This window comes from Xanthomonas dyei (genome assembly GCF_002939865.1).
Classification (GTDB): domain Bacteria; phylum Pseudomonadota; class Gammaproteobacteria; order Xanthomonadales; family Xanthomonadaceae; genus Xanthomonas; species Xanthomonas dyei.
Genome location: NZ_MDEE01000022.1, coordinates 69,530 through 83,221, shown reverse-complemented (window position 1 = coordinate 83,221; position 13,692 = coordinate 69,530). Strand labels below are relative to the sequence as shown.

The window sequence follows — 13,692 nt, the reverse complement described above, 5'->3', positions numbered from 1 at the left end:
GCGTCGCCGAACGTCAGTTGCATGGATGATTCCTCAACACGAGGCGGGTAGTGTCGCGCATCTGCCGTGCTTTGTTCAGAGGTTCCCTAGATACAGGCGGCAGCTACCCCGGGGCGAAACTCCAGCCGCTGCACCGGCCTACTGCAGGAGTGGATGTCGGACAGGCTGGCACTCGCTGCGTCCGACGAATTTGCAGGATGAGTGGTGGTGCCGGCGAACTGGTGAGTCACGCAGGATCTCAGCGCGGCCTTACTGGCCGATATTGCCGTCGGTCACCATAGGCTGCGCCCTTGGTCTCGACATTGGCGCAGAGCCTGCCGTCGCATAGGGTGACATCGGCTGCGTTGTAGGCGCGCAGTAATTCGGCACGCAACTGATTGTCACGAATCTCATCGCGATACTGGGTCAGCAACCATCCGCCACCAGCCAGTACTAGCAGCAGGCTCCCGATAACGACGGCCGCACCCTTCAACAACAACACGCGCTGCCCGCGCTCGATGCGTCTGAGTTGATCGGACAAGGACTGCGCGCCTTCACCGATCAAGCTGCCAGCCTGCTGCAGCCGCTTCTCGAAACCGGCGACGGGTTGCTCCATTCCTTGCTGCATGCTGCGAATCAAGGTGTCGGGCACGCGCTGCAGCGTCTGTTCCGCCGACCGGGTCATCACGCCAGGCAGCGACTGCGCAACGTGCTCCAGCTGTTGCGCGAGGCGGTTCTGCTGCTGTTCCAGTTCGATGCATCGGCGCTCGAACTGCTCCATGAGCGAGGCTGCCTTGCTAACCAGCGCCAGCGGATCTTGTGCGTTCATCGTGCGTCCTGCCTCTCTCCTGATGACGACTACAGGCTGCGCGCGCCGACGCGCATTGTTTGCTGCTGTTGTGCCTCTGCCTGCTGCCGCTGCGCCTGCATCGCTTGCTGCGCGGCCTGCTGTTCCTGCTGATTCACCGCCTCGACGGCTTCGGCGCGTAGCGCACGGCCGGGCGGCTCGCTGGCCAATACCTGGGTCATCTGCCGGAACTGGTCGCGATCACCGCTTTGCGCAGCGGCCAACATGCGGTCCAAGAACGCGCCTGGATCTTCCCGCACCGATGGAGCACCGCTACCCTGCGGTGCTACCGCTCGATCAACTTGCACGTCTTCCCTCAGCGGAACCTGCCATGCCTGCGGTGCATGGCTGCGCTCGCGGTCGCGCTGAAACTCCTGCATCTGCTGCTGCCAGCTCGGCGCCTCCATTTCCCGGCGCCCAACACCCGGCTCCACCGGACCGCGCAGGTGATCAACTCCATCGCGGGCAAGCCCCGGCACGCCTCGCGAATACAACGTCAACCCTGAGCGCAGCGCTTCTACGTCATCGCGATACTTTGCGATCATCGGCGCGTATTGCCGTGCCAGCTGCTGTGTTGTCGGGTCTTCCAGCACGGAGCGATCTGGCTTGCCTGCGCCATCGACCGGAAGAAAGTTGTGCATGCGGTGCGACTCGCCCAACCTGACTGCAGCAGACAAGGGATCGCGCGCGTCCAGCACACTGTTGTCGTTGGCGTAATCGGACTTTTTCAGCGTAGCGATTTCATTCGGCGTGGCATAGATCTCGACCCGCCCGTAGTGCCGGCTGGCAGCACTGACCGCATCGCCGGCCATCACGTGATTGATGAGGTCATTGCCACCTTCCGGAATCCGCCTATCCAGACTGACCGCACCGTAGGCGTCGAAGGTCTGGCCCTTGAGGCCGAAGTGATGCGCGGTGACCTGCGCCAAATTGCCGCCGAGCGAGTGACCAGCAACCGTCACATCGGGCGCTGGCTGGCCGGTACTGAGATGCTTTTGTTCTGCACGGTTCAAGGCGCCCTGAGTAAAAGCGATGGCATCTGCTATCTGCGCATTGTGACGAGTCGCGACCATTCCACCGTCGGCGAGTGCGCCGTCCAGGATGGGCTGGCGATCGAATTCGCTTCCTCGGTGGACAACTACCATTTCACCGGTATCGACTCTCTCGTAGATCAAGCCTTGGTAGCCTGACGGCTTGTCCACTTATTGCAGACGTCGGACAGGCAAACCGCCAATATCTACAACAGCGCTTCGCTCTCCGGTATCTTCAGGCTTGTCATATGCATCGCGCGTCAGCGCGGCATACTGCTGACTAGTGAGACTCACGGGGCAACCCTCTCTGCGTTGAGAGTTATGAGAAACAAGTCACTTCTATTTGGCTCTGCATATTTTTCAGCAACCCCTTCACCAAAGTCGACGTAACCTTCCAGCTTACTCCTGGGATATCCGCCTGACCAAAAAAATATCTTTTTGGACTTATCTTTATAAAAATACTCTTTTTCCAGACTAGGCGAGAAGGCCGTTTCCACCTTACTGCCTGTTGCTTTTAGGGAAACGCCGAGACCTCCAAACTCCCAATGGCAGACACCCTTGCCGTAGTAGTCAGCATCAACCATGCCATCCGCATAAACTATCGCAGCGTAGGCCGTGCTATTGATCTTCTGAAAAACAATGGGTATTGCATGCTCTTTTGGCTTTGTAGACATACCTAACGACTCATCGAAAGGCGCGCACTGATCGCGGTTCGTCATATCGTAGAACGCTTTACCTAACACCTGCTCAAACGACCCCGGCGCATCATTGATAGTCATCGTAATCCGATAGGCCTGCTTGGGATGCGGATTCTTACGGTAGACAGGATCCCCTTCGGCGTCACTCACCTGCTTATCCTGTGACTGCATGCTCGTCTCCTTTAAACCGCAAGCGCCCAATGTCATGGCGAGGGATACGCAAAGCAATAAGCCGAAGTTGCGACACATGGTGTTTTTCGCCAATCAGCATCCTTTCACGGGAGCCTACGCCGCTTCCATGGAGCACGCAAGATTCACTAACTATTACGTCTTTCCTGAGGTCTTTTCGGCATCAATTACACATGCGTTATACCTCCAACACACGGAATGCATTCATCCACGTGACGTTTGGCTGGAAAACGCAAACCATGGCGATAGGCTCAGAACTCGCAACACTCAAACCGATTGCTACAGTTAAATCATGCTGCCACTCGTGTATGGCGATGCCACACTACCCAACGAATAGAGCGCATCTGCCTGGGTTCAACCGGCGCCAGAAGCGCTGATCTTCAGCCTCTCTGCATCGTGGGGCTAGGGACAATGGCAACGGGCGCAAGTGTCCTAGTCACGAAAAGTAACCACCCAACACACTTGATAATCATTCCCATCAAGAGCAGGATGAGCGCCCGTTTCCTTGGCAGCCTCTTCCATGGCGTATGCGGTTGGCGTTCTGAATGCATTGCCCAGCGTGCAGCTGTGCGAGCTGCTGGGCCGCATTGGCTATGGGTTTGTGGTGCTGGACCTGGAGCACGTGCTGCGCGCGCCGGACGAGCTAGAACACGCGATCCGCGCCTGTGAGCTGTCTGGCTGCGAGGCGTGGGTGCGGGTGCCGGAGGTGGACGACAAACTGATCGGCCTGGTGCTCGATGCCGGCGCGCGCGGCATCGTGGTGCCGCGTGCCGAATCGGCGCAGCAGATGGCGCGCGCCGTCGCCGCGGCGCGGTTCCCGCCGCTGGGCCGGCGCGGGATCACCGGCGGCCGCGTCACCGGCTTCGGCAACGTCGATCTGCCCACGTATATCGCCAAGGCCAACCGCGATATCCGCATCGTGCCGATGATCGAGAGCGCTGCCGGCGTTGCCGCGCTTCCGGAGATGCTCGCTGTGCCCGGCGTGGCCCTGGTGATGGAAGGCGCGCTCGATCTTGCACTGGACCTGGGCCTGGGCCCGCAGCCCACGCATCCGCAGGTCTGGGAGTTGCTGCTGCAGCTGCATGCGCACTGCCGCGCCGCCGATGTGCCGTTCTGCCCCAATCCACGCACCGATGCGCAACGCGCGCACTGGCTGCAACAACCGGATCTGCGCTGGCTGCTCGCCGGCGAAGATCGCGCCCTGATTCAACGCGCGCTGCGCGGCCATCTGGCCACGTTCGACGCGCCCGCCTCCCTACCCGCCTGCAGGAGCACGCCGTAGATGTCGCCGATCCGTTTGCACACCCTGAGCCTCGCCATCGCTGCGGCCTGCTGCGGTCTGCCGCAGGTGGCGCTTGCCAATGATGCGTCGGCTGCCAATGAAGCCACTGTCGTCGATGGCCAGACACCGATCCGCGCACTGGATGCGATCCAGGTGCAGGGCAGCCTGCTGGGCCGTTCCAGACCGGACGACGTGCAACGTTACGCGGGCAGCCGCCAGGTGATCGACCGCGAGCAGCTGCGCACTGGCGGCAATCGTTCGCTCGACGATGCACTGCAACGTGTGCCGGGCATCAAGATCTTCGACGAAACCGGCACCGGCGCACTGCCGCAGATCATGTTGCGCGGCCTGTACGAAAGCCGCAGCGGCCGCGTGCAGGTGCTCGAAGACGGCATCCCGCTGGCGCTGGCGCCGTACGGGCAGACCAGCTTGTCGTTGTTTCCGGTGGGTCTGAATCAGATCGATCGCATCGACATCGTGCGCAGCGGCGCGGCCGTGCAATACGGGCCCAATAACGTGGGCGGGGTGATCAATCTGGTCAGCAAGGAGATTCCCAGCGAGTGGAGCACCACCCTGGCGCACAAGGTCACTGCCGGCGGCCAGGGCCAGTTTCTGCAGGACAGCGCGCTGAGCAGCGGCGGCTATCTCACCGACAACTTCGGCATGCAGATCGATGCCAATCGCACCTGGGGCGAATACTGGCGTGCGCATAGCGATACCGACATCAGCAATCTGCGCGTGCGTGCGGAGTGGTGGCTGGACGACACCAAGTTGATCAAGGCCAGCGTGCAGCGGTATCTGGTGGACATGGATCTGGCCGGTGCGCTCAGCCCGGACGATTATCGGCGCGACCCGCGCCAGTCCACGCGCCCGCTGGATAGCTTCAACGGGCGCACCACGCGTGCATCGTTGAGCTATGAGCAACTCTTGGGCGATTGGGGGCCGCTGCAGGATGTTCGGTTGTCTTGGACCAATTTCAGCGCGCGCAGCAGCCGTAACTTCATCGTCGGCATGCGTCAGGCCGCCACCGAAACCTGGCGCTCGGACCTGCCGCCGCAACTGCGCCAGACCGCACCGCGCGACTTCCGCGTGGTGGGCAGCGAGCCACGGCTGAACTGGAGCATGGGCGAGGCCGGCGGCGTGCGTCAGCAGTGGACCGCCGGCGTGCGTGCGGTGCGCGAGGACATCGATTTTCTGGTTGGCAACCTACGCTTGCGCGATGGCCTGTTCACCAGTGTGCGCGATTGGCAGTTCGAAGACCGTGCGTTGGCCGCCTACGTCAGCAATGCGATCACGCTGCCGGACGAGCGCATCACCATCACGCCCGGATTGCGCTACGAGCGCCTGGATTCGCGCTATTTCAACCGCGCTACCGGGGTGAGCACGCTCAACCAGACCCGCGACGTACTGCCCGGCCTGACGGTCGGTTTCCAGGCCAACGCGCAGTGGTTCTTCTATGCGGACGGGCAGCGCTCGATGCGCGCGCCGCAGGTCACCCAGATCATCTTCGGCAACAATCTCGATGCCGAGCTGGCGTGGAATTACGAAGCCGGCACACGCTATCAACCCAACGAGCGTACCCGCATCCAGGTCGGTGGCTACCTGATCGACTTCGATCAACAGATCCAGCTGGACAACACCACCCGCGTGTTCCGCAATCTGGGCAAGACCCGCCATCAAGGTGGCGAGGTGGAGCTGCAATGGAGCCCAGAACAGCTGCGTGCGCTCACCCTCAACGCAGGCTACGCGTATCTGGATGCCAGCCAGGAATCGGGGGCGTTCCGCGGTTTCCGCGTGCCCTACACCTCGCGCAACCAGATCACCCTGGGCGGTAACTACGCGCTCGGTCATACCACTGTCGCGCTCTCCGGCTACTACTTCAGCAAGGCCTTCAGCGATGCGGCCAATACGGTGCAGGAGAACGCCATCGCCTCGGTGGGCCAGTTGCCCGCCTACATGGTCTGGAACGCGCAGGTGAGCCATACGTTGTTCGAACGCGATGGACAAAAATTCAGCGCGTCGCTGGCGATCAACAATCTGTTCGACCGGCAGTACTGGTTCCGCGGCGTGGACACCAGCCCATGGGGCCGTCAGGCCGCACCCGGGCGGACCTTCACTGCAGGCCTGGAGTACACGTTCTAACCGCGGTGCGCACGCAGTGTGCACGGTTAGCGGCAGCAACCGGCAGGTGCCGCTCGCGCACTGCGATTGCCCGCTACCGCCGCGTTCACCCGATCAAGGGCTGCACTGTTTTATCAGCGTCAACGCTGCACGGACCAGCAGCGGCACCACACGACCGATGTTACAGGGGCATCGGTCGCCTATGACGGCAACGGCGGTCCCGCTGTGGCCGCCGCCAGAAACACGGCGTGCACGAAGCACGCATCAGCGCCGCAGCACGCGGCATTGCGATCGATGTATCGCAGGCCACCCAACGCCGATCATGGCGCCAGGCAGCCCGTTTCAGTACCGGTTTTCCCACCGCCCTGTCGAACGAGAACTGCCATGACTGCAACATCTGCTGCACCGTTGGTGATCCTCACCCATGTCTGCCACCCGGCCATCACCGACGGCTTTTTGCCGGCCGCGCACGCGCAAGGCGTTCCGGTGTGGTTGCTGACCGACCACCGCCTCGACCACCTGGCCTATTTCCGCGACCACCCTGCGCAGGCGCCGCAGCGGGTGATCGAATGCGATGTCTTCAATCCGCTGGGCGTGCTGGACGTCCTGCATGATGCCGGCATTGCGCCGCGCGCGGTCTTCAGCAACAGCGATCATCTGCAGACCAGCACCGCGCTGGTGGCCGCCGGCTTTGGGCTGCCGGGCAAAGACTGGCAGGTGTGTCACGCCGCCAAGAACAAGGCGGCGATGCGGCAACGCCTGCGTGCACGCGGCCTGCCCTGCCCGTGGTTCTGCACGCTGACGTCGGGCGCCGCAGTGCCAACGGATATCCCCTGGCCGGTGGTGGCCAAGCCGCGCGAAGGCGTGGCCAGCCTGGATGTACGCCACTGCGCCGATGCTGCGCAATTGCAAAGCTATCTGGACGATCTGTGGCAGCGCCACCCGCAGCGCACCGTATTGCTGGAAGGCATGTTGCACGGACCGCTGTTCACCCTGGAAACGCTGGGCGATGGGCACACGCTGCACGCCATCGGCGGTTTCAAGGTGCGGCTGTCGCCACCGCCGCATTTCGTCGAATGCGAGGCGGAGTGGGATGCGCATGTACAGACCCCGGTGATTGCGCAGGCACTGCAGCAGCTGCGCGCCTTCGGCGTCGGATTTGGGCTATGCCATAGCGAATTCATCCTCACCGACGATGGTCCGGTGCTGGTGGAGATCAACTACCGCAGCATCGGCGACCGCCGCGAATTCCTGCTCGACGGCATGTTCGGCGGGCAATGGTTTTCCGCCGCGCTGGCGCCGCACCTGGGCCAGCCATTGCCGCAGCTGCATAGCGACCGCGCGCATGCCTTGCTGCGCTATTACGTCGCCGAGCGCGACGGCGAGCTGGTCACCGCCAGCGAAGACCACCGTCATCACGATGCGCACAGCGACGTGCGGTACCGGCGCATGCGTACACCGGGCGAGCGCATCCAGCTGAGCCATTCCAACAAGGATTACCTGGGCGTGTTGAGCGCAGTGGCCAGCGATGCACAGGCGCTGCAACAGGCCGTGGTGCATGCCGAAGCGTGCCTGCATTGGCGCATCGACAACGCGCAGGTGCGCGCATGAGCAGCACCGCCGACCAGCGCTACATCGCCACCCGCATCATCGATGCCTGCCTGCGCGAGGACCTGCGCGCGATCGTCAGCCGTGGCACGCCAGCCATGCCCGACGCGCGCGTATTGGCCGCGTGGGCCGACCCCAGCCCGGTGGACGGCTGGTGGCGCATCGCGCATCTGCCCAACGGCACGCTATGGTTGCCGATCCATCGCCACGGCGTGCTGCAGGACATCAGCGCCTGCGGCGATCGCTGGATCGTGCAGGGCTCCGACGCTGCGTATGTCGAACAGGGCGCACGCGCATGGCTGCAACGCATGAGCGCCGAGCTGGATGTGCAGACTCAGGAGCTGCATCGTGCCTATGCCGACGAAGCCGAGTGCGCTGCCGCGCACCGTGGTCTTGCGCAACAGGCGTATGCCGCGCAGGCGCCTGCATTGGCCCAGGCGCTGCAGCATGACGATGCCGCCGAACGCGCGTACCGCTGCGACCAGCTGGCCAGCTACCGCGATCATCCGTTCTACCCCACCGCACGCGCCAAGGCGGGCCTGGACGCAGACGAACTGCGCCACTACGCACCGGAATTTGCGCCGACCTTCGCGCTGCGTTGGCTGGCGATTCCGCGCGCACTGGCCAGTTGCACCAGCGCACCGCCAGAGGCGTTATGGCCGGACTTCGCTACCCTGGGCCTGCCGCCCGCGCTCGCCGCGACGCACATCGCCTGGCCGGTGCATCCGCTGGTCTGGGCGCGTCTGGAGCAGCCGGGCTTCGCGCTTCCACCCGGTACGTTGCGCGCACCGCAGGCCTGGCTGGAAGTGCGCCCCACCCTGTCGGTGCGCACGCTGGTGCCGCTGCAGCATCCGCATCTGCATCTCAAGCTGCCGATCCCGATGCGCACGCTGGGCGCATTGAATGTGCGCCTGATCAAACCTTCCACGCTGTACGACGGGCACTGGCTGGAGCGCGCGCTACGCCGCATCGATGCGCACGACCCCGCATTGCGGGGACGTTGCGTGTTCGTCGACGAGTCGCATGGCGGGCATGTCGGCGACACCCGGCATCTGGCCTATCTGGTGCGGCGCTATCCGCCGCTGGACGCCACCACGCTGGTCCCGGTGGCCGCGCTGTGCGCGCCGATGCCCGATGGCCGGCCGCTGGCGCTGCATCTGGCCGACCGGTTTGCGCACGGCGACGTGCAGGCCTGGTGGCGCGAATACACCGAACTGTTGCTGGCAGTGCATCTGCGGCTGTGGCTGCGCTACGGCATTGCGCTGGAAGCCAATCAGCAGAACAGCGTGCTGGTCTACGCGCCCGGTCAGCCCACGCGCCTGTTGATGAAGGACAACGACGCCGCGCGGATCGCCATGCCGCAATTGCGTGCGCAGCTGCAGGACATCGAGACCCTGGGCGCGCTGCAGGACGCACGGATCGCGGTGGACGAGACACACGCGCTGGCGCAGATGTTCTGCACCATCGTGCTGCAACTGGATCTGCAGGCGGTCCTCGAAGGCCTGGCCGACTGGCAGCCGGCCTTGCGCGCGCCGCTGGCTGCGCAACTGCAGGACCAGGTTGCGCAGACGCTGGCAACGCTGGATGCCGATGGCATCGACACCGCGCCCGCGCGGCGCCTGCTGGCTGCACCACGGTTGCCGGTAAAGTACCTGCTCAGCGCCGGCAGCCTGCTCAGCAAGCAGCTCACCGGTGCGACCGACATCAACAAGTTCTACGGCGACAGCGCGCCCAATCCGTTCGGCAACGCGTTTGCGCACACACAGCCGCAGCCGCGTCGCCATGCCGGTGGTCAGCGATGAAACGCATCCTCGCCCCGGTGCTGGCCGCCCACTATCTGGCGGCCTTCACCGCCCTGGGCATGCCGCTGTTTCTGCCGCAGGTTCTGGCCGAACTGGCGCCCACCGCGGCGGTGGGCTGGAGCGGCGTGCTGTATGTGTTGCCCACCTTGTGCACTGCGTTGACGGCGAGCACCTGGGGGCGACTGGCGGACCGCTACGGACGCAAACGCTCGTTGCTGCGCGCGCAACTGGGGCTGGCATTGGGCTTTGCGATTGCCGGCTTCGCACCGTCGCTGACCTGGCTGGTGATCGGCCTGATCGTGCAAGGCACCTGCGGCGGCTCGCTGGCGGCGGCCAATGCGTATCTGGCCAGCCAACCGCAGGCCGGCCCCTTGGCGCGCGCACTGGACTGGACGCAGTATTCGGCGCGGCTGGCGATGGTCAGCGCACCGGCGTTGCTGGGGCTGGCGCTTGCCTTGGGCCCGGCGCAATCGCTCTACCGCGCGCTCGCGTTACTGCCATTACTGGCGTTCGCATTGACCTGGCGGTTGCCGGCGGATCAGCCCACCGCGCGTCCACGTGCATCTGCGACGAAGTCATCAGCTACCGAACCTGCAACACGCCCGTCGGCCGCCACAGCATCGTCGTGGCCGGCCTTGTTGCTCGCGCAGTTTCTGTTCTGCTTCGCGATGGTGGTGACGTTTCCGTATTTCATTCCATACGCGCTTGCACGCGGTGCTGGTCACGACGCGCTTGCCGGCCTGCTCTACAGCCTGCCGCATCTGGTCTATCTGGTGGTGTTGCCGTGGTGGCGGCGCGGCGATGGCGAGGCATGGCTGATCCCGGGGCTGCTGCTGTTTGCGCTGGCCTGCCTGTGGCAGGCGCTGTTGCACGACGCCGTCGCGCTGGCGGTGGCGCGGCTGCTGTTCGGCGTTGGCATGTTGTTCGGACTGCGCGGGCTCAATCGCAGCCTGGCGCTGGTCGCCAGCGGCCAGGGCGCTGGCCGCCTGTTCGGCCGTTTCGATGCCTGCGGCAAGTGGGCCGGCGTGGCTGCTGGCGCCGCGGCCGGTGCGCTGGCCCAGGCCGCCGGCCCCGCACTTGCTTTCCTGGCCGCTGCAGTGGCTGCGGCTGGCGCTGCGCTCACCGTTGCGGTGCGCTTTCCTTCGAGGAGAACTGCCGATGTCGCTGCACACGATGCATGACCCCTGGTACGACAGCATGGCCGATGCACAGGCCTGCAGTTGCTGGTTGAACTGCTACCTGCGCGAGTTCGCCATCCCGCAGCGCGCAGCCGATTTCGATTACCGCGGGCTGGATCGCCCCGGGCCGCGCATGGCCGAGCAACGTTGGCTGCGCATCGACCTGGGCGATACCGGCGCGGTGTGCGTGCGCATTGCCTACGCAGACCGTTTAGGCCGCTGCCGCTTTGCGTCCACGCCGTTCCTCAAAAGTGCCGGCCAACCGTGGCACGCGCTCGACGCGCATGCGTTGGCACGCTGCCTGCTGCAATCGCTGGGCAGCACGCAGGCGGTCAATCCGGAGCTGCTTGCGCAAAGCGCCAACAGCGTGGCGATCACCGCGGCGATGTTGCGCCAGGCGCACCGCACCGCCCCCACCGGCGATGCGATGATCGATGCCGAGCAATCGATGCTGTGGGGCCACGCGCTGCATCCCACACCGAAAAGCCGCGAAGGCGTGGCGCTTGACCACGTACTGGCCTGTGCACCGGAAGCGCGTGCGGCATTTCAGTTGTTCTGGTTCCGCATCGACCCACGCCTGCTACGCGTGCAAGGCAAGGACGTGCGCGCCAGCTTGAGGCAGCTGTCCGGCAGCGACGATCTCTACCCCTGCCATCCGTGGGAGGCGCAACGCCTGCTCGACGACCCGCTGCTGCGCACCTTGCAAGCGCGCGGATGGATCACGCCGGTCGGCCTGCGCGGCGACGCACTACGGCCCACCTCGTCGGTACGGACGCTGTATCACCCGCAGCTGGATTATTTTCTCAAGTGCTCGGTGCATGTGCGGCTGACCAATTGCGTCCGCAAGAACGCCTGGTACGAGCTGGAAAGTGCGGTGGCGCTGACCGACCTGCTGGCGCCCAGCTGGCAGGCACTGGCAGCGCAGGTACCGGGCTTCGACGTGATGCTGGAGCCTGCGGCCACGTCGCTGGATGTCGCGCAGATCGACCGCGGCCTGCACGATGCCGACCCGCAAGCCGCACGTGCGTTGTCCGAAAGTTTCGGCATCCTGTATCGCAAGACCATTCCTGCTGCGCAACGCGCACGTTGGCAGCCGCAGGTGGCGGCCGCCCTGTTTACTTGTGATGCGCAGGGCAACAGCGTGTGTGCCCAGCGCTTGCAGGCGCTGAGCAGCGCACAGATGGACCGCCACACCGCCACGCTGCTGTGGTTCCGCGCCTATGCGGCCCTGTTGCTGGATGGCGTGTGGAGCGCGCTGTTCCAGCATGGCATCGCGCTGGAACCGCATCTGCAGAACACCGTGATCGGCTTTGCCGACGGCTGGCCGACGCGCGTGTGGATTCGCGACCTGGAAGGCACCAAGCTGCTGGCCCACCATTGGCCGGAAAGCCGCCTGCAGGGTGTGGGCGAACGTGCGCGGCAATCGCTGTATTACACGCCGGAACAAGGCTGGAACCGCGTTGCCTATTGCGCGCTGGTGAACAATCTGGCGGAAGCCATCTTCCATCTGACCGAAGGCGACGGCGTGCTGGAAGCACGGCTGTGGCAATGCGTGGGCGAGCTCGCCGCACGCTGGCAACAACGCTATGGCGCGCAACCCGCGCTGCAGGGCCTGATCGACGGCGCTCCGTTGCCTGGCAAAAACAATCTCGGCACGCGCCTGCTGCAACGGGCCGATCGTCAGTCTGACTACACCCCATTGCCCAACCCGATTGCACACATCGCCACCGCACGGCAGGTGGCCGCATGAGCCTGCGCATCGATACCGCCGCAGTGATCCATGCGCTGCCGCAGCTACGGGCGAGCAGCGATGGCCCGCTGTGCGCGTACCTGTACGATCTGGCCGCGCTGCACGCGCATGCGGCCTGGATGCGCGCGCAGCTGCCGGCGCAGTGCGAGCTGTTCTATGCGGCAAAAGCCAATGCAGAACCGCAGATTCTGCAGACGCTGGCGCCGCATGTGGATGGCTTTGAAGCCGCATCCGGTGGCGAACTGGCCTGGCTGCATGCGCAGCAACCGCAGGCAGCGCTGCTGTTTGGCGGGCCGGGGAAACTCGACAGCGAGCTGGCCCAGGCCGCTGCCCTGCCCGACTGCACCGTGCACGTGGAAAGTATCGGCGAGCTGCAACGGCTGGCAGCGATTGCGGCACACGCTGGCCGCTGCGTCCCGGTGTTTCTGCGCATGAACATCGCCGTGCCCGGCGCACAGAGCACGCGGTTGATGATGGGCGGGCAGCCCTCGCCATTCGGCCTGGACCCGCAGGATCTGGACGCTGCCATGCAACTGCTGCGCGCCAGCCCGTCGCTGCGACTGGAGGGCTTTCATTTCCATCTGATGTCGCATCAACGCGATGCCGGCGCGCAACTGCATCTGGTTGCTGCGTACTTGCGCACCGTCCAGCAATGGCGTCAGACCTATGCGCTCGGGCCGTTACGGGTCAATGCGGGCGGTGGCTTCGGCGTGGATTATCTGGCGCCGGAGTCCTCGTTCGACTGGGCCGGTTTCTGTGCCGGGCTGCCCGCGTTGCTGCACGAACACGGCAGCGCGCTGCGTCTGCGCCTGGAACCCGGACGCTACGTCAGCGCCAACTGCGGCTGGTACCTGATGGAGGTGCTGGACCTCAAGCGCAGCCACGGCCAGTGGTTCGCGATCGCCCGCGGCGGCACCCATCACTTCCGCACACCGGCCGCGCAAGCGCACGACCACCCATTCCGCGTGCTGCGCGGGACGCACGCGCCGGTCATCAGCGACACACCGGTGACCTTGGTCGGCCAGCTTTGCACGCCCAAGGACGTCCTGGCACGCAACCAACCCGTCGACGCACTGGCGCCGGGCGACTGCCTCGCGTTTCCGCTGGCAGGCGCTTATGCGTGGAATATTTCGCACCAGCAATTTTTGATGCATCCGCCGCCGCAGAAGGTGTTTTTGCCGATTCCACGTTGAACACTAATCGTCCT

The 13,692-nt window shown here is 64.6% G+C and carries 9 protein-coding genes and 1 pseudogene; 7 read left to right on the top strand and 3 right to left on the bottom strand.

What is annotated here, in order from left to right; genetic code table 11:
• Nucleotides 1–238: 238 nt before the first annotated feature.
• The 3 genes and pseudogenes from XdyCFBP7245_RS14905 to XdyCFBP7245_RS14895 all read right to left on the bottom strand — a co-directional run bounded on the left by XdyCFBP7245_RS14905 (nucleotide 239) and on the right by XdyCFBP7245_RS14895 (nucleotide 2,726).
• Complete coding sequence (locus XdyCFBP7245_RS14905; RefSeq protein WP_104616345.1) at nucleotides 239–808, bottom strand: relaxation protein; 570 nt, start codon at nucleotides 806–808, stop codon at nucleotides 239–241.
• 29 nt (nucleotides 809–837) lie between these two features.
• Nucleotides 838–2,151 (bottom strand): annotated as a pseudogene (locus XdyCFBP7245_RS14900) (Tle-like phospholipase domain-containing protein).
• On the bottom strand, nucleotides 2,148–2,726 hold the full coding sequence (locus XdyCFBP7245_RS14895; RefSeq protein WP_104616354.1) for a hypothetical protein: 579 nt from the start codon (nucleotides 2,724–2,726) through the stop codon (nucleotides 2,148–2,150). The pseudogene XdyCFBP7245_RS14900 and the gene XdyCFBP7245_RS14895 overlap by 4 nt, the downstream one beginning before the upstream one ends.
• A 538-nt stretch (nucleotides 2,727–3,264) precedes the next feature.
• On the opposite strand from XdyCFBP7245_RS14895, the gene XdyCFBP7245_RS14890 reads away from it, so the two are divergent.
• The 7 genes from XdyCFBP7245_RS14890 (at nucleotide 3,265) to XdyCFBP7245_RS14860 (ending at nucleotide 13,678) form a co-directional block, all read left to right on the top strand.
• The gene (locus XdyCFBP7245_RS14890; RefSeq protein WP_104616343.1) at nucleotides 3,265–4,026 is read left to right on the top strand and encodes an HpcH/HpaI aldolase family protein; all 762 of its coding nucleotides are present in this window, start codon (nucleotides 3,265–3,267) and stop codon (nucleotides 4,024–4,026) included.
• A complete protein-coding gene (locus XdyCFBP7245_RS14885) occupies nucleotides 4,027–6,168 on the top strand; it encodes a TonB-dependent receptor family protein (protein ID WP_104616342.1) in 2,142 nt (713 codons plus the stop codon).
• 363 nt (nucleotides 6,169–6,531) lie between these two features.
• Nucleotides 6,532–7,758: an ATP-grasp domain-containing protein gene (locus XdyCFBP7245_RS14880; protein WP_146091679.1), complete on the top strand. Its 1,227-nt coding sequence runs from the start codon at nucleotides 6,532–6,534 to the stop codon at nucleotides 7,756–7,758.
• Nucleotides 7,755–9,557, top strand: coding sequence for an IucA/IucC family protein (locus tag XdyCFBP7245_RS14875; RefSeq protein WP_104616340.1), 1,803 nt, complete (start codon nucleotides 7,755–7,757; stop codon nucleotides 9,555–9,557). Before XdyCFBP7245_RS14880 ends, XdyCFBP7245_RS14875 begins: the two co-directional genes overlap by 4 nt.
• Nucleotides 9,554–10,738, top strand: a complete 1,185-nt coding sequence (locus XdyCFBP7245_RS14870) for an MFS transporter (protein WP_104616339.1) — start codon at nucleotides 9,554–9,556, stop codon at nucleotides 10,736–10,738. The genes XdyCFBP7245_RS14875 and XdyCFBP7245_RS14870 overlap by 4 nt, the downstream gene beginning before the upstream one ends.
• Entirely contained in the window at nucleotides 10,716–12,485 is a 1,770-nt protein-coding gene (locus tag XdyCFBP7245_RS14865) for an IucA/IucC family protein (protein ID WP_104616338.1), read from the top strand. The genes XdyCFBP7245_RS14870 and XdyCFBP7245_RS14865 overlap by 23 nt, the downstream gene beginning before the upstream one ends.
• Nucleotides 12,482–13,678, top strand: a complete 1,197-nt coding sequence (locus tag XdyCFBP7245_RS14860; protein WP_104616337.1) for a type III PLP-dependent enzyme — start codon at nucleotides 12,482–12,484, stop codon at nucleotides 13,676–13,678. Before XdyCFBP7245_RS14865 ends, XdyCFBP7245_RS14860 begins: the two co-directional genes overlap by 4 nt.
• The last annotated feature ends 14 nt before the right edge of the window (nucleotides 13,679–13,692 follow it).